The following is a 16594-nucleotide window of genomic DNA, read 5'->3' on the forward strand; positions in this document are numbered from 1 at the left end:
AGGCCCGACGGGAAGGTGTGCATCATGTAGGTGAAAATCACCGGCATCCAGGTGAAGATCATCTTCTGCGTCGGATCCGGCGGCGTCGGATTGAGCTTCATCTGGAACCACATCGTGATGCCCATGATGATCGGCCAGACGCCGAGCGCGAGGTAGTGCCCGAACAGCGGCAGCTGGGTCGGGTCGAAATGCAACAGGCCGAACAGGTTGAACAGATTGGTCGGATCGGGCGCCGACAGGTCCTTGATCCAGCCGTAGAACGGTGCGTGGCGCATTTCGATGGTGACGAACAAGACTTTGTAGAGCGAGAAGAACACCGGAATCTGCAAGGCGACGGGAAGACAACCGGCGATCGGGTTGATCTTCTCCTTCTTGTAGATCTCCATCATCTCCTGCTGCTGCTTCATCTTGTCGTCGGGGTAGCGCTCCTTGAGCGCCGCCAGCTGCGGCTGGACCGACTTCATCTTGGCCATCGAGGCATAGGACTTGCTGGCCAGCGGGAAGAAGATGAACTTGACCAGCACCGTCACCAGCAGGATGGCGACGCCAAAGTTGCCGAACAGGTGGAAGAACCAGTCGAGTGCCAGGAACATCGGTTTGGTGATGAAGTAGAACCAGCCCCAGTCGATCAGGAGATCGAAGTGGTTGAGGCCGAGCTGCTGGTTGTAGCCGCCAAGGCCCACCGCGAGCGGGAAGTTGATGCCCACGACGCTGGCTTCCTTGGCGCCGGCGAACAGCCGGGCATTCGCGGTGCCGGTACCGCCGATGGCGATGGTCTGGGCGTCCTGCAGGTAGTCGGTCTGGTAGGTGTGAACGGTGCCAACCAGGTTGGACGACATCCGTGCCTGCAGCTGCGCCGCGGGATCCGGCAGCAGGGCCGAGGCCCAGTACTTGTCGGTGATGCCGAGCCAGCCATTGGTGATCTTGAAGTTCACCGCTTTGGCGTCGTCAATTTTCTTGTAGCCAAACTCCTGCAGGCCCTGGTCGCCCAGGTAGCCGACCAGGCCTTCATGCAGGATGTAATAGCCTTCGACATGCGGGGTGCCGTGGCGCGAGATCAGCGCGAACGGATACAGCGTCACCGGCGCAGTGCCGATATTGGTGACGTCGTCCTTGATGGTGAACAGATAGCGATCATCGACCGAAATGGTGCGGCGGAAGGTCTGGCCGTCGCCATTGTCGTATTTCAGCGTCACCGGGGAGGTCGGCGTCAGCGCGCCCGTGCCCTCTTGCGTCCATTGCGTATTGGAATCCGGGATCTTGACGTTCGAGCCCGCGGCGGCGACCCAACCAAACTCGGCATAATAGGGCGCGGCGGTGCCCGATGGCGAGAACAGCACGATCGCGGGCGAGGTCGGATCGACGGTCTCTCGGAACTTGTTCAGCGCGACGTCGTCGATGCGCGCGCCCTTCAGCGAAATGCTGCCCGAGACGCGCGGGGTCTCGATCTTGATGCGCGGGGCCGCAGCAATCGCCGCCTCGCGGCTCACCAGCGGTGCATTGGCGGCATTCTGGGCGGGCACGCTGCCGGCGGGCGTGGCCGCACCGGTCGGGTTGGCGCCCGGCGCCGCACCGGGCTGTGCGGTCGGGTTGGCGAGCTGGCTCTGGATCTGCGCCTGCTGACGCTGTTTTTCCATCGCCGGGATATTGAAAAAGTATTGCCAGCCGAGCAGCACCAGGCCGGACAGAACGACGGCGAGGATGGTATTTCGATTGTCGGTCATCGTTCAGGTCTCGTCATCCAAATACGGGTGCGGCTCTAGCCGGCTGCGTGCTTGTCGCAGGCTGGAAGTGTCAGGTCACGCTCGTTGTCGAAGATTGCGTCTTAGAAGGTGGCGTCTTGGAAATCTGCCGGTCGAGGCGGTGCAGCGCCGAGCGGAGGTCGTCAAGCATGGTCGTAAAGTCGCGGTTCAGCGCGACACGACGGCCGACTAGCACATAATCGCTGTGCGGTCGCATGGATATGACGTCGACGCGCTTCACCAGTTCGCGAAGCCGGCGTCGGATCCGGTTCCGCTCGGTGGCGGTCCCGTTCTTTTTGGTCACGGTGAAGCCGACCCGGATCGGGCCGTCATCATCTCGTCGCCGGCTCTGCAGTACGAAGGCAGGGCTGTTCATCCGCGGCCCATTGGCAACGGCGAGAAAATCCGCCCGCTGCCGCAACCGATCCATGATGAGATCTCGGGAAAGAGGCCCGATTTAGGCGCTGAGGCGCTTGCGGCCGCGCGCACGGCGGGCAGCCAGAACCTTGCGGCCGCCTACGGTCGCTAAGCGAGCGCGGAAGCCGTGGCGGCGCTTGCGCACCAGTTTGCTAGGTTGATAAGTCCGCTTCACGGGGCGTTCTCCGCTGACCGGGCAATGAGCCGAGGTAATTTGAGGTAAGTCCAAAGATGCAGGCTCAAACGAGCCGTATCCGGCCACAAGTGAGCCGCCCCGATGCAAGACCGGGCCATCGCGGACAGTTGGCGGGCTTATACGGGAGCGTCGTGTTTCCGTCAATCTTGCCCTGTATGACGCCGGAAGATTGCCTGACACCCGGATTATACCGACATTCGCGGTGTTTTAGGGTGTTGAAGACGGTGTCTTTGCCGTGTTGCGCGCAAATGCCGGGCGAGCGACGGGAATGCTGCAAATGGATGCTAAATTAAACCGTCGAATCGTCATTTGACCCGTATCTCGGGCAGGCGCAGCGTCATTTCGTGAGATCAGAGGTCAACATCGTGGCAGCGGCCAGCGAAAAGCCCGCAGAACCAGCGTTCCGGCGGCGCCCGATACGGCGGCTGGGGCTGTCCGGCAAGCTGTTGCTGCTGACCATTCCGCTGGTGCTGATCGCCGAAATCCTGATCTACGTCCCCTCCATCGCCAATTTCCGCCTCAACCGGTTGAACGACAAGCTGGCGGCAGCCAATACCGCCGCGCTGGTGCTGAACGCCGCGCCGCTCGGCATGGTCCCGGAATCGCTGTCGCGCCAGATTCTCGGCAGCATCGGCGCCCGTGCCGTGGCCATCAAGATGGGGCAGCAGCGCCGGCTGCTGGCCAGCGCCGATCTGCCGCCGCAGATCGACCATGACATCGATATGCGCGCGATGACGGTATGGACGGCGATCGTTGATACCTTCGAGGTGATGCTGGAAACCGGTAACCAGTCGATTCGTGTGATCGGACCGGCACCCTCCGGAGCCCAATCCGGCACCCAGTTCATCGAGGTGATCATCGACGAATTGCCGCTACGGCAGGCGATGTACCGGTTTTCCAGAAATCTGTTGCTGGTCTCGCTCGGTCTGGCGATTCTCACCGCCGGGCTGGTCTACCTGGCGCTGCACTACCTGTTCGTGCGGCCGATGCGGCATCTGACTGCCAACCTGGTTGGCTTCCACGAAAACCCCGAAAGCTCGTCGCGGATTATCGTGCCGAGCCAGCGCGGCGACGAGATCGGCGTCGCCGAACGCGAGTTGTCCGACATGCAGCGCGACCTGGTGTCGATGCTGCATCAGAAGAGCCGGCTCGCCGCACTCGGCCTTGCCGTGTCGAAGATCAATCACGACCTGCGCAACCTGCTGGCATCGTCGCAACTGCTGTCCGATCAGCTCGCGAGCGTGCCGGACCCGCGGGTGCAGCGCTTCGCGCCCAAGCTGATGCGGTCGCTGGAGCGCGCCATCGCGTTTTGCCAGTCGACGCTGTCCTACGGCCGCGCCCAGGAAGCCGCGCCCGATCGCCGCATGATGCTGGTGGAGCCGGTGGTCAACGAGGTCCGCGAATCCGCCGGACTGGCGTCCGACGCCTCGATCGCCTGGATCAATGCGATTGAGCGCGGGCTGACCATCGACGCCGATCCCGACCAGCTGTTCCGTATCCTGCTCAACCTGGTGCGCAACGCCGCCCAGGCGCTGGAGGGCCAACCACCAAGCGACGGCGCGCCGCTGCAGATCCGTATCACCGGCCGCCGCGAGGGCTCCGTGACCATCCTTGAAGTGTCCGACACCGGCCCCGGCGTGCCGCAGCGCGCTCGCGACCACCTGTTCGAGGCATTCCAGGGCTCGGCGCGCCCCGGCGGCAGCGGCCTCGGCCTCGCGATCGCTGCCGAACTGGTGCGCGCCCACGATGGCGACATCCATCTGGTGGAGGGCACCCTCGGCGCCACCTTCCGGATCACCATGCCGGACCGTCCGGTCGAGCTGAACAGCATCCGCAGCGAGCGCGCCCGCGCCTGAGCGGGCCGGCGGCGCCGGATTCGCTGATGATTCGGCCGGATCCGGCATTTGGCCGCCCGAGCCGGCCCCGATGCCGGCGGATTTGCCGGTGTTTTTCGCCGGAAATCGCCTGCGCGGCGCTGGATTGGCGAATGGTCAGGAAACCGTCATCCGGGTGCTTGCCAAGCCCGACGGGAGCCGGTAGCTATGGCGCGCTTTCGCAAACCACCGGTTTCGAAACATGTGACATCGGCGGGCTCCGGCCCGCGGTGGACACGGCACGCGCCCGTAGCTCAGCTGGATAGAGCACTAGACTACGAATCTAGGGGTCAGAGGTTCGAATCCTTTCGGGCGCGCCAACATTTCAATGACTTAGCCCGCATTCCGCCCGATTGTTACCGGTACTGTTACCGAGGGCATTTTCCGTCCGAAACCCACGGTTCAGGTCGAGACACGCAACGCCTCAGAGATGTCTACGACCGAGCGCAGACTGACGGTTCTGGTCTGGATAAGCCCGATGTCCGGATAGATCTCGGCCAGCCTCCCTTCATCGAACGACGTCAACTTCAGGGGCAGGGGACGGGATACGAACGTCGCCACCCCAAAGCCGCCGCCTTTCGGGCGGGCCCAGCGGACCACGGCTACTCGCGGCAGTTTGGCGCCTTGGGTGCCTTCGATCCAGAAGAGCTTCAGGGCTTCCTGCGCCTTCGTGAAAGCCTCCTTGTGATGCCTTGCAGAAAAGCCGCGCTGCAACGGCGGGGTGCGCCAATCCGTCCCGATGCGGTCCGCCAAAAATTGCTCGAGGTTCTTGCCGTTGAGCTTTTGATTCAGCGCCTCCATTGGGGCGAAATCTTTCAGGAACGCGGCGGAATTGCGGGCCACGCCGTAGCCGACAACGACGATCAGCAGGCGAGCCGCGTCAAGCGGCGTCATGGAGGCCGCGCTTCTTCCGTAACCCTTGAAGCTGATGGCGCCTGCCGCCCGAATGTTCTTGAGATAGAGCTGGACTGTTTCGTCCTCCAAGCCCATGGCCGCCGCGACCGCGCTGGCCATTTCAATCGATGATGCCACGATGCGCTCTCCCCATGAATCGTTCCTATTAAACATACCACCGATGCCGCGCCAATGGACCGGATGCGTCGCTGAGCGAAAAGACGCAAGTATTTGAGCGCACCATTTGTATCACTGGAGGGTCGCACACAGACGGGTGGGAGCTCCGTTCGGCCGGAGCAACCTAGGCGTAATTACGAGGGATGGAGATATCTATCGAACGATGAGACCGCCGCATCCTGTCGGTTGATCGAGCAGCGCGATAGGCCGCCGCCGTCCTCGTGCGTGATCTCCGCAGAAAATGCAAGATATACCAGTGGACCTCTTGATCCATTGATAACTCAGTGCCAAATATATGGCACTGGGAGATCGGATTGCATGGCGAAACGGATCGACATCAGGCAAGTGGCGGGCATGGGGGCATCGTGACCCCACTCTACGTCGACGGAAACCATCGGGCTGCGGCGGCTTGACCGCATGCATCCGAAGAATTTCCGCAAGTACTATGAGAATTGGAGGAAGTCTGCCACGCCTGTCGGTGACGAACGGGTCCGTCGGGCCTACGGATGCATCCAAATGGTTCGGGTCGCTCTATCCTACGGGATCGAAGCCGATTTGCCCGACTGCAAGCGCCTCCCCGACGGCCTGACCCGCATGAGCTTCGGGAAGAATCCGCCGCGGGAGGAGATCATGACCTTCGCCCAGGCCGATGCAATCGTCCGGCAGTGCATCGACGCGGGCGACATCAGCGCGACTCTGGTGCAGTCGATCCAGTACGACTGCATGCTGAGACAGAATGACGTCATCGGCCAGTGGCGCCCTGCGGCAGAAGGCCCCCGATCCTTCGCCTTCGACAACATTTTGCAGCTTGAAACCACGATACCGGAGTCGGTGAAGGCGGACCTGTCGGCACGCGGGCACATCGTGCATTGGGCCGATGCCGGCATAGGCGGTTGCCAGGCCATCCGGATCGATTATCAGCGGGATGCGCTGCTCGGCGCTTCGGATCACCGAAAAGATGGCCTTGCGCTTGGTTTTTGAAGGCAGGCAACCTTTGTGCGGTAAACTGACTCGTTCATCGGTCGCGAGGCGAGCGCCCCTAGTCTATTGGCGCGAAGCGGACGTTTAGACCTAGGCACAGCAAATCCGTCCAAGCTCTTAAAGTTGCGTGGTAGAAGCGATGGCGTAGTCAATTTACGGCGCGACGGCAGCGGGCCATGCATACCGCGCTTGGGCACGGCTGCGAATGCGAGTCCATGCATCGCGATCAGAAACAGAAGTCGGCGGGGTCTGGAGTCCGGTTCGGAATCAAGCAAAGCGAATTAGATCTCATGCCGTAGCCATTGTCTTTTTGCCAGGCATGTAGATTTGCGCATAGCCTTCCTTGATCGCCGATGTGATCTGGTCGAGGCGTCGGTCGATATGCTTCTCCAGGATAGGCACGCACTTGGCTTCGTCACGCGCTTTCACGCCGAGTAGCACCGCGCGATGTTCGGCCTGGGTCTTGGTTCGGTTGATCCGGTCCATGTCGATCCAGCGGACGAAGCGGATGCGCGCATTGACATTGCGCAGCACGCGCAGCATCTCGGCGTTGTTGGCCATGCTCAACAGCCTTTCGTGGAAGGTCTCGTCGAGTTGAACCTGCTCCACGGAGGTGCGTTCGCCTGGATCCGGGCCGGTGTCGCGCAGGAAGGTCAACAGGCTGTCGATGTCCTGGTCACGGGCGCGCTTGATCGCCAGCCGGACCGCGGCGATCTCTATCGATTTGCGCAATTCGTAGAGGTCGAAGATTTCCTGGGCGTCAAGCTCGCGGCAGAAGAAGCCTTTACCTGGCAGGAAGCGCAGGAAGCCTTCGGTGTTTAGGCGGTTCAATGCTTCGCGCAGCGGCGTGCGGCTGACTCCGAGCAGGCCCGCGATGGCGCCCTCGTTGAGGCGCGCGCCGGGCTTGAATTCGAAACTCACGGCCATGGCCTTGAGCTGTTCATAGACCCGGTTGACGATGCTATCGGAGGAAATCTCCGGCTGCTTGATCATGGCTGCACGTACTTTCGAGTATTGCTCATGGTACGACCGCGCGGTGGAGGCCCGCGGAATCAGAGGTAGCGTTTCGGGTCGAACGGCGAGACCGGAATCTCGGTTTCACGGCCGCCGATCAACTGGGCTACCACGCGACCCGTGCGCGCCGAACTCACCAGGCCGACATGGCCGTGGCCGAAAGCGTAGACGACATCGCGCGAGGCGCGGGAATAGCCGAGGCAAGGCCGTCCGTCCGGCATGCTCGGGCGATGTCCGAACCAGCTACGGATCGCGGCTGGGGGCAGATCGCGCGGCAGTTTTGGAAACATGCCGAGCAGGTGGTCGTGCAAGATCTCGGCGCGTTTCCAGTTCGGCGCGGCCTCGAGGCCGGCGATCTCGACCTGGCCTGCGGCGCGCAGGCCGCGGTCGGTCCAGTTCACCACCATCTTGGCGTCGGAGGCCATCATGGACGTGCGCGGACCGGTCTCGGCACTTTCGATCATGACGTGGTAGCCGCGCTCGGTCTCCAGCGGCAGCCGATCGCCGATCGAGGCCGCCAAGGGCTTCGAGTGGGCGCCGGCGGCGATCACAACCTTGTCGCAGGATAGCTCGCCTGTTTCGGTCAGTACCGACACCGGCCTGCCATCGGTCAGCCGCAGGCCTTTGGCGGTCGTCGTGACGAATTCGGCCCCGAGCGCGCGGGCGTGCGCGGCGAGGGATGCCACGTAACCGCCGGGATCGCGGCAGCGGCCGGCTTCCTCGACCAGCACGCCGAACTGGTAGCGCGGGTGCAGGTCGGGTTCGCGCTGCCGCATCTCGTCGGCGGAAATTTCCAGCCAGCTGACGCCGACCAGTTTGCGAATATTCCAGCCGAGGCTGTCGGCGTCAAAGGCCGCGCGCGATGGATAGACGTGCATGACCCCCTGGCGTTCGATGAGGTGGCCGGCGCCGGCCTCGTCGGCGAGCTTCTTGTGCAGCGCCGGCGCATCGCGCAACAGCGGGCGAAGGGCGCGCGCCGTCGCCTCGACTCGCGCCGCGGTCCAGCCGGAGAGCAGGTACCGCACCAGCCAGGGCAACGCCTTTGGCAGATAAGTCCAGCGCACCGCCAGAGGGCCCAACGGATCCCGGAGGAATTTCGGCACTTTCTTCCAGGCACCCGGTTCGGCCGGCGGAATGACCGAATGGGTCGATAGCCAGCCGGCATTGCCATAGCTCGCGGCCTGTTCGCCGCCCGGTGTTGCCGGCTCGACGATGGTGACGCGATGGCCATCGCGCAACAGTTCGATGGCGCTTGCCACCCCGATGGCACCTGCGCCGATGACAACGACATGCTGGCCGGATGAAGGGGTCATGGGGTCTCGCTTCGCTGCACAGATTCCATTGACCGGATGTCGGCCAATTGTAGCGCACGCGCCGCCAGCGCGATATCGAGGGGACCAACGCCGATCAGTACGATGAGTACGGTCTCGTCGTCCGATCCGCGGCCGATACCCTTGCCGGCGATCACATCGGCAATCTCGCTCTGGATGTCGTCCCGTGTGAACCGACCAGCCTTGATCATCGGCGCCAGATTGCCGCGATGCTCGCACGATTCCCAGTGATCGACGAAGATCCGGTCGGCCCTGGCGATCAGGGCGTCGTCGATCTCCTGAAACGAGCCGAGCGCGCACACGGTCGCGCCCGGCTTGATGGCGGATAGGAATACAACGGGGTCGTCGTGGGTCAGGCCGGTGGCAGTGATCACGAGGTCCGCGTCACGAACCGCTTCACCGGAAGTTCGCACCACATCGATTTGTACGCCAAGCGAGCCTTGAAGCTCTGCGGCGGCCTTTTGCATTTTTTCGAATTGCGAACCGGCAATGGCGAAATGGGTGATGCCGAGTTCCTGCTTCAGGTAACGCAGGACCAGCTGTCCGATCGCGCCAAATCCGACGATGGCGGCTTTCGACGCATTCTTGCTGCCGCAGTGCTTGAGCGACAGAACAGCCAGCGCGGCGGTGCGGGCGGCGGTCAGGGATGTCCCCTCGACGCACCCCTTTATCGCGCCGTTGATGCAATCGGAAATAACGATGGCGGCGGTGATGCGCGGCAGGCCGCGCTTCGGATTGTCATCGCATGCCGAAAACCATTTCGCCCCGGCGACGCCCTGATCGAGCAGGCAGCCAGAAACGCTGGCCATGAAGCGCTCGCCGTTCTGGTCGGCAATGTGAAAGCCGGCCTTGGGGCCGCTGATGACCCGTCCGGCCGCGATACCTTTCATCGTGCTTTCAACGACGGCATAGATCGCAGCGGAATCGAGAACTCCGGCAACATCGGCTTCGTCCAGATAGCGCACGGATTTCGTCATTGAAGTCCCGATCCGGATCAATTGATCTTCACATTGGTCTCGTCGACAACTTTTTTCCAGAACACGTTCTCTTCCGTCAGCAGGCGGGCGAAATCCGCGGGCCCTCTGTTGACCACGTCGAATCCGACCTCGGCGAGGCGCTGGCGCGCTTCCGGCTGCTGAAGAAAATCCCCGATCTCGCGGTTGATGGTGGTGACCACTTCATCGGGGGTGCCCTTGGGGGCCATGATGCCCACCCAGGCGTCGCCTTCGATCTCTGGAAAGCCCTGTTCGATCATGGTCGGCACTTCCGGCAGCAGCGGCGACCGCGTCTTGCCGGTGACGGCCAGCGCCCGCAACTGCCCGCCGGCGATCATCGGCCCGGCGGACGCCATGGTGGTCCAGGCCATCGGGACATGATTGGCGACCACCGCCTGAATCGCGGGCCCGGCGCCGGGGTAGGACACCGCAGCCATATCGAGCTTTTGGGTCACCTTCAGGCGTTCCGCGAGCAGATGGCCCTGTGTCCCGACGCCGCCATGCGCGTAGTTCTGGTTGGGTCGTGCCTTCAGATCGGCAACCAGCTCCCTGGCATTTTTGGCGGCTACGGAAGGGTGCACGGAAAGCACGTGCGTGGAGGAGACCGACAGGTTGATGGGGATGAAGTCAGCGACCGGATCGTACTGCAAGTTGCTGAACACCGAAGCGTTCACCACATGGGTGCTCAGGGCGAACAGCAGCGTGTAGCCGTCGGGAGTAGAGCGGGCTGCCATGATGGTTCCACGATTGCCGGTCGCACCGGTGACGTTCTCGACGAAGAACTGTTTTCCGAGTTTCTGCGACAGATGCTGGCAGGCGAGGCGGGCATAGACATCGACCGTGCCGCCTGGCGCAAAGGTGACAATTCCGCGAACAGGGCGCGCCGGATACGCCTGTGCCGAAGCGAGGCGCGGCGCAGCCAACAGCGCGGTCGAGCCACCGACGAGGCCGATGAAACTCCGGCGGTTGAGTATAGGACTTCCGTTCGTCACAAGTGCCGGAGTTCGCAGCCCGTATTTGGAAGATTTGCGCATTACAAATATCCTTTTGTGGAAGTGACGAATGCATGATCGAAAGTGTCAGGCGGCAGGGCTCCGCGCTGCGATCACCACGATTTCCACGCGGAAAGCGGGATCGGCCAGTTCGACCTTGCCGCAGCAGCGCGACGGCGTGTCGCCCGGCACGACCCAGGCATCGTAGACCGCGTTCATGGCGTCGAAATCATCCATGCTTTTCAGCCATATCTGCACGCTGAGCGCGCGCGATTTGTCGGAGCCGGCCCGCGCCAGCATGTCATCGACCTTCGCCAGCGCCTCGCGGGTCTGGCTGGTGATATCTCCGCTCTTTTCATCGGCGACTTGGCCAGCGAGGAAAACGAGATCGCCGAACACCGAGGCGCGGCTGCGGCGAGCATTCTGATCGATGCGAACGATGGTCGACATGCGCCTGTTCCTCTTTGCTGTCAGCGCCCGGTGGTGGCGATGCGGCGGCAATGGTCGAGCGCAGCGCCAATCAGATTATCGCTCGCCTCCGGCGTGCGGAATGCAGAGTGAGCGGACAGCGTGACGTTTGGCAGCCTGGTCAGTTCGTGGCCGGCGGGAAGCGGCTCGGTGACAAACACGTCGAGGCCGGCGTGGCCGATCTGCCCCGAAAGGAGCGCGGCGATCATCGCGGCCTCGTCGACCACCGCGCCGCGCGCTGTATTGATTAGGATAACGCCCGGACGCATCGCCGCAATTCGCGCGGCCGACAAAAAATCCGTGGTATCATCGTTGAGAAGAAGATGCAGCGAAACGACGTGGCTCTCGGCAAGCAAGCGTTCCAGCTCGACGAATTCGACACCGGGATGGGTCTTGGGTGTACGGTTCCACGCCAGAATTTTCATGCCGCAGCCGCTTGCGAGCCGCGCGACCTCCGCGGCAATGCCGCCAAAGCCAATCAGCCCGATCGTCTTGCCGGTCAGTTCGATGCCGTTGCTGCGCAGCCAGTTGCCCGCGCGCATCTCGCGGTCCATACGAGCAAACCCCTTGGCGGCGGACCACATCAGCGCGATGGCGCATTCGGCCACCGCGGTGTCGCCATAGCCCTTGATGATGTGTACCGCGATGCCGAGTTCGGCCAGCGCCTCGGGATCCATGTAGCTGCGCGGGCCGGTGCCGAGAAACACGACATGCTTGAGACCTTCGCACTGCCTGGCGATCTCGATCGGAAGGTGCGTGTGGTCGATGATCGCGATCTCGGCGCCGCCGAGGACCGCGGGCAGCTGCTCGGACGTCACCGACGCATCGCGGTTGATGCTCACGGTGGGATCGTCCGCGCGCAGCAGTTTTTCGGTAACGGCGGCAAGGGTCTCGTTGGCATCGACGAATACGGCTCGCAACGGGGATATCCTTCTCAAGCATGTAGCGGGTCGCTCGCTCCGGCGGTCGGATGGCAGGACAGGTAGTCGTCCGCAGAGCGTAGTTGCGTTCATCCGCAGTCTGTATCCACGACTGTATTCAGCGTTTAAATTTCCACGCAAGTAGAATTGTTGCGTCCAAATGCTGCAATTATAGATGTTTGAGCAAAAACTAAGCGAGATTCGTACTGCTGAAGACACAGTCATTTGCTTGAAGTTTGCCATTGCACTCTGCCCTGAATTCTCCAACAAGCTCGGCAATGCTCCGCTTGAAGTGGCGATGCACGGCGCTGAGGAGTGGCTTGGGCCGGTCCCGTTCAGCGAGGATGACAAGGCACTCGCCGCGCAGATCCGGGCCAACTGTTCGGATATTCTTTCGCAACCTGGCGCATGCACCTGCGCGGCGAAATCGCTGTCCGTGCTCGACACGCTTGACCGCGGCCGGGTCATTTGGTGTGCTCACCGAGGCCCACGTCCTGCGCCGGTATGCCGAAGAATCCGAAAAGCGCCGCCGCGATTTTCTCGGCGAGAGACAGCACTCAACGCCGCGTTCGAGCTGCGCCCGTGCAGGCCGGGCACAGCTCGGCGATCAATCGCTTGCGGTGAAATTCGGCGCTTCGATTTCGTTGACGCGATGGCACGCAACGAAGTGGCTCGGGCCCGTGACCGCGAGGACAGGTGGTTCTTCCCGGCATTTCTCGATCACGAACGGGCAACGCTGTGCAAAGCGGCAGCCGGGCGGCGGATCGACCGGACTTGGCGGATCTCCCTTGACCAGGAATTGCGCCTTCAACCGGGTGCGCAAGGGGCCCGGCGGCGCTGCGGCGGCGACCAGCGACCAGCTGTAGGGATGGCGCGGCGCCGAGAAAAACACCGGGGCGGGCGCCTGCTCGACGATCTTGCCGAGATACATCACCGCGATCTCGTCGCAGAAATGCTGGATCACGCCAAGGTCGTGCGAGATGAAGATGTAGGTCAGGCCGCGTTCGCGCTGCAGCTTTTTCAGCAGGTTGAGGATCTGGGCCTGGATCGCCACGTCGAGCGCCGACACGGCCTCGTCGCAGACGATCAGATCCGGCTCCGGCGCCATGGCGCGCGCGATGCACAGCCGCTGCCGTTGACCGCCGGAGAACTGGTGCGGAAACAGGTCGGCGGCCTGCGGCGGCAGTCCCACTTCGGCGAGCAACCGGCTGACGCGGGCGTCGCGCCCCTTTGGCGATCCGATGCCCAGCAGGTCGAGCGGTTCGCGCACCAGATCGCCGGCGCGGCGCCGCGGATCGAGCGAGGAGAACGGATCCTGAAACACGATCTGGAATTTGCGCCGGGCTTGGCGCAGCCGCTCGCCCTGAAACCCGGCGATGTTCTCGCCGCCGAACACGATCTGCCCGGAGGTCGCGGGGATCAGCCGCATCACCGCCTGCGCGGTGGTCGACTTGCCGGAGCCGCTCTCGCCGACAATGCCGAACGTGGTGCCGCGGCGGACGCGGAACGAGACGCCGTCGACGGCGTGGACTTTTGACGGCTTGCCGAACATGCCGCGGCGGCCGGCGGGGAAGTGCACCACGAGATCGTTGACGTCGAGCAGGATGTCGGCAGCCACCGGCCATGCGTCGCTCATGGCGCGATCTCCCGGTGGCGCCAGCACGATACCGCGGCATGGGCGTCGACCACATCGAGCGGCGGCTGCGGCTGCGCGCGGCAGACGTCGATCGCAAAGGCGCAGCGCGGCAGGAAGGCGCATTCGGCCCCGCGCGCGCCGAGCGGCGGCACCATGCCGGGAATTTCCTCGAGCTCGCGCTGCACATTCGCCGCCGCCGGGCCGAGGTGCAGATGCGGAACGCAAGCCATCAGCCCGCGTGTATAGGGATGCCGCGCATGCGCGATCACTTCCTGCGAAGAGCCCTTTTCGATGCAGCGGCCGGCATAGAGCACGGCGACGTCGTCGGCGAGTTCGGCCACCGCGCCGAGGTCGTGGGTGATGAGCACGATCGCGGTGTCGGTGTCGTCCTGCAATTCGCTGAGCAGGTCGAAAATCTGGGCCTGCACGGTCACGTCGAGCGCGGTGGTCGGCTCGTCGGCTATCAGCAGCTTTGGCTTGCAGGCCAGCGCCATCGCGATCATCACGCGCTGACGCATGCCGCCCGAGAGCTGATGCGGATAGGCGTGCACGCGCGCCTCGGCGGCGGGGATCTGCACCGCCTTGAGAAAGCCGATCGCCTGTTCGGTGGCATCGCGACGGCCAAGCCCGCGATGCTGGCGCAGCACCTCGCCGATCTGGTCGCCGACCGTATAGAGCGGGTTGAGCGCCGTCATCGGCTCCTGAAAAATCATCGACATCTTGTTGCCGCGCAGGCCCCGCAACGCCTGCGGCGCGGCCGCCAGCACGTTCTCTCCATCGAGCAGGACGCGGCCCGATGTAACGACAAAGTCCTCCGGCAGCAGCCGCATGATGGCCAGCGCCGTCATGCTCTTGCCGCAGCCGGACTCGCCGACCAGCGCCATGGTCTTGCCCTGTGCCACGTCGAAGGAGAGATGTTCCAGCACCGGCACGATGCCGCTGGCGCCCTTCATGGCGACACTGAGGTTCTGCACGGAAAGAACGGGCGACATGCTCAGCCTCTCTTCCGCAGGCGCGGATTGATGGCGTCGTTGATGCCGTCGCCGATCAGGCTGATCGCCAGCACCGCGATGAAGATGGCGGCGCCGGGGAAGGTCACGGTCCACCAGCTGTCGAGCACGTAGTTACGGTTCTGGCCGATCATCAGGCCCCAGCTCATCGTATTGGGGTCACCGAGGCCGAGGAAACTCAATCCTCCTTCGAAGAGGATGGCGACGCCGATGGCCAACGTCGCCGACACGATGATCGGCGGCAGCGCATTGGGTAGCACCACCCGCAGGATCAGGTGGCCGTTGCCGGCGCCGGCGGCGCGCGACGCCTTGACGAAATCGAGGTTGCGCAAGCGCAGGAATTCCGCGCGCGTCAGACGCGCCGCAGTGGGCCAGCTCACCACGCCGATCGCAATGGTGATGGTGGTCAGCGTCTGCCCGAACAGGGTGACCAGCACCATCGCGAACAGTAACGAGGGCAGGATCTGGAAGAACTCGGTGAGCTTGACCAATGCCGTATCGACGGCTCCGCCGAAGAATCCGGCGAGCGCGCCCACGGTCACGCCGATGACGATGGTGATGACCGCCGCAACGCCGCCGACGGTCAGCGTGGCGCGGCCGCCATAGATCAGGCCGGCGAGAATGTCGCGGCCAAGATAGTCGGTGCCGAGCCACGCGTCGGCGCCCGGCGGCGTGAACGGCGCGCCGGCGAGGTCGAGCGGATCGATGCCGTAGAACGTCGGGCCGAGCAGGGTGATGAGAACAAGCGCTAGCAGCACGATGGCGCCGATCACACCGGCCGGGCTGCGGCCGAACTGGCGCAGCATGGCCGCCAGCGGCGAGGCGGCGGGGCGCGATGGCAAAGCGGATGGCTCGCGGGCGCGCGGCGCTTCCATGGTGCTCATCGGGGCCCCGATCGGATGCGCGGATCGATCAGGCGGTAGACCAGATCGGTGATGATGTTGGCGGTCATCACCAGCACCGCGGAGAAGAACAGCACCGCCAGCAGCGTCGGGTAGTCACGGCGCAGGATCGATTCATAGACCAGCCGCCCCATGCCGGGCCAGCTGAACACGGTCTCCACCAGCACAGCACCGGCGAACAGGTGACCGAACTGCAGCCCGGCCACGGTGACGATGGGGATCAGCGTGTTGCGCAGCGCATGCTTGCCGATGACAATGAATTCAGGGAGACCCTTGGCGCGTGCGGTGCGGACATAGTCAGCCGTCAGCGCGTCGATCATGTTGACGCGCGCCAGCCGGCTGTACTGCGCGATGAACACCAGCGCCAGCGTAATCGACGGCAGAATGAGGTGCTGCACGACATCGACCAGATGCGCGAGACCGGATTTCGGTCGTGCCACGTCGGACATTCCCGACACCGGCAGGATCGGCCATACCGATCCAAACAGCAGCAGCAGCATCAGCCCGGTCCAGAACACCGGCGCGGCGTAGCCGGCCAGCGAAATCACCGTGACGCCCTGGCTGAGCCAGCCGTTCGGTTTTCGCGCCGATATGACGCCGAGCAGCGTGCCGATGAAGATGGACAGCACGAGCGCGGAGATCACCAGATACAGCGTCGCGGGAACGCGTTGCCCGATGAGGTTCACCACCGGCTCATTGAAATAATAGGAATAGCCGAAGTCGCCAGTGACGACTTTCGACATGTAGGTCCAGAGCTGATGCAGCAGGCTCTGGTCGAGGCCGTATTTGACGCGCAGGGCGGCGATGACATCCGCCGATGCGCCGCCCATCTCGCCGGCGATCACAAGAGCAGGATCGCCGGGCGCCAGATGGATCAGGCAGAAATTCAAGATCAGCACGGCAAGCAGCAGGCCGATCGCGTTGGCCGCCTGCTTGGTCATGTGAATGAGAAGATTCATGATGCCTGATGGCCAGTTGCGAGTTTGTCGTCATTGCGAGGAGCGACGCGGCAATCCAGAAGGCCACAAGCAAAGGCTGGATTGCT

The 16594-nt window shown here is 63.4% G+C and carries 16 protein-coding genes and 1 tRNA gene; 3 read left to right on the forward strand and 14 right to left on the reverse strand.

Annotated features, from left to right (window positions below):
* The 3 genes from yidC to rpmH form a co-directional block, all read right to left on the reverse strand.
* Nucleotides 1-1724, reverse strand: a 1724-nt coding sequence (yidC, locus tag JWR89_RS00595; protein ID WP_299710400.1) for a membrane protein insertase YidC, incomplete at its 3' end; no start/stop codon positions are given.
* Nucleotides 1725-1794: 70 nt separating this feature from the next.
* Nucleotides 1795-2172: a ribonuclease P protein component gene (gene rnpA, locus JWR89_RS00600; protein WP_299710403.1), complete on the reverse strand. Its 378-nt coding sequence runs from the start codon at nucleotides 2170-2172 to the stop codon at nucleotides 1795-1797.
* Between the two features lie 27 nt (nucleotides 2173-2199).
* Nucleotides 2200-2334: a 50S ribosomal protein L34 gene (gene rpmH, locus JWR89_RS00605; RefSeq protein ID WP_011471298.1), complete on the reverse strand. Its 135-nt coding sequence runs from the start codon at nucleotides 2332-2334 to the stop codon at nucleotides 2200-2202.
* A gap of 386 nt (nucleotides 2335-2720) precedes the next feature.
* Here rpmH and JWR89_RS00610 point away from each other — a divergent pair, with 386 nt between their 5' ends.
* Together JWR89_RS00610 and JWR89_RS00615 are read left to right on the forward strand one after the other, a co-directional pair.
* A complete protein-coding gene (locus JWR89_RS00610) occupies nucleotides 2721-4211 on the forward strand; it encodes a HAMP domain-containing sensor histidine kinase (RefSeq protein ID WP_299710410.1) in 1491 nt (496 codons plus the stop codon).
* A 261-nt stretch (nucleotides 4212-4472) separates the two neighbouring features.
* Nucleotides 4473-4549 (forward strand) — tRNA-Arg (locus tag JWR89_RS00615).
* An 82-nt stretch (nucleotides 4550-4631) separates the two neighbouring features.
* Here the strand turns inward: JWR89_RS00615 and JWR89_RS00620 are convergent.
* On the reverse strand, nucleotides 4632-5261 hold the full coding sequence (locus JWR89_RS00620; RefSeq protein ID WP_299710413.1) for a hypothetical protein: 630 nt from the start codon (nucleotides 5259-5261) through the stop codon (nucleotides 4632-4634).
* A 456-nt stretch (nucleotides 5262-5717) separates the two neighbouring features.
* Here JWR89_RS00620 and JWR89_RS26275 point away from each other — a divergent pair, with 456 nt between their 5' ends.
* Nucleotides 5718-6281: a hypothetical protein gene (locus tag JWR89_RS26275; protein ID WP_366142955.1), complete on the forward strand. Its 564-nt coding sequence runs from the start codon at nucleotides 5718-5720 to the stop codon at nucleotides 6279-6281.
* Between the two features lie 288 nt (nucleotides 6282-6569).
* On the opposite strand, the gene JWR89_RS00630 is transcribed toward JWR89_RS26275, so the two are convergent.
* The 10 genes from JWR89_RS00630 to JWR89_RS00675 all read right to left on the reverse strand — a co-directional run bounded on the left by JWR89_RS00630 (nucleotide 6570) and on the right by JWR89_RS00675 (nucleotide 16508).
* Nucleotides 6570-7274 carry a GntR family transcriptional regulator gene (locus tag JWR89_RS00630; protein ID WP_299710416.1) on the reverse strand — a complete coding sequence of 235 codons (705 nt, stop codon included), beginning with the start codon at nucleotides 7272-7274 and terminating at the stop codon, nucleotides 6570-6572.
* Between the two features lie 59 nt (nucleotides 7275-7333).
* Nucleotides 7334-8608 carry an FAD-dependent oxidoreductase gene (locus JWR89_RS00635; protein WP_299710419.1) on the reverse strand — a complete coding sequence of 425 codons (1275 nt, stop codon included), beginning with the start codon at nucleotides 8606-8608 and terminating at the stop codon, nucleotides 7334-7336.
* On the reverse strand, nucleotides 8605-9603 hold the full coding sequence (locus JWR89_RS00640; RefSeq protein WP_299710422.1) for a hypothetical protein: 999 nt from the start codon (nucleotides 9601-9603) through the stop codon (nucleotides 8605-8607). The genes JWR89_RS00635 and JWR89_RS00640 overlap by 4 nt, the downstream gene beginning before the upstream one ends.
* A 17-nt stretch (nucleotides 9604-9620) precedes the next feature.
* A complete protein-coding gene (locus JWR89_RS00645; protein ID WP_299710425.1) occupies nucleotides 9621-10544 on the reverse strand; it encodes a tripartite tricarboxylate transporter substrate-binding protein in 924 nt (307 codons plus the stop codon).
* A gap of 156 nt (nucleotides 10545-10700) precedes the next feature.
* Entirely contained in the window at nucleotides 10701-11063 is a 363-nt protein-coding gene (locus JWR89_RS00650) for a RidA family protein (protein ID WP_299710427.1), read from the reverse strand.
* A 20-nt stretch (nucleotides 11064-11083) separates the two neighbouring features.
* A complete protein-coding gene (locus JWR89_RS00655; protein ID WP_299710482.1) occupies nucleotides 11084-12001 on the reverse strand; it encodes an NAD(P)-dependent oxidoreductase in 918 nt (305 codons plus the stop codon).
* A 607-nt stretch (nucleotides 12002-12608) separates the two neighbouring features.
* A complete protein-coding gene (locus JWR89_RS00660) occupies nucleotides 12609-13637 on the reverse strand; it encodes an ABC transporter ATP-binding protein (RefSeq protein ID WP_299710430.1) in 1029 nt (342 codons plus the stop codon).
* The gene (locus JWR89_RS00665) at nucleotides 13634-14629 is read right to left on the reverse strand and encodes an ABC transporter ATP-binding protein (protein WP_299710433.1); all 996 of its coding nucleotides are present in this window, start codon (nucleotides 14627-14629) and stop codon (nucleotides 13634-13636) included. The genes JWR89_RS00660 and JWR89_RS00665 overlap by 4 nt, the downstream gene beginning before the upstream one ends.
* A 2-nt stretch (nucleotides 14630-14631) precedes the next feature.
* Nucleotides 14632-15531, reverse strand: a complete 900-nt coding sequence (locus tag JWR89_RS00670) for an ABC transporter permease (protein WP_299710435.1) — start codon at nucleotides 15529-15531, stop codon at nucleotides 14632-14634.
* Nucleotides 15528-16508: an ABC transporter permease gene (locus tag JWR89_RS00675; protein ID WP_299710437.1), complete on the reverse strand. Its 981-nt coding sequence runs from the start codon at nucleotides 16506-16508 to the stop codon at nucleotides 15528-15530. Before JWR89_RS00675 ends, JWR89_RS00670 begins: the two co-directional genes overlap by 4 nt.
* Nucleotides 16509-16594 lie beyond the last annotated feature (86 nt).

It is taken from the genome of Tardiphaga sp. (assembly GCF_028290785.1).
Lineage (GTDB): Bacteria > Pseudomonadota > Alphaproteobacteria > Rhizobiales > Xanthobacteraceae > Tardiphaga.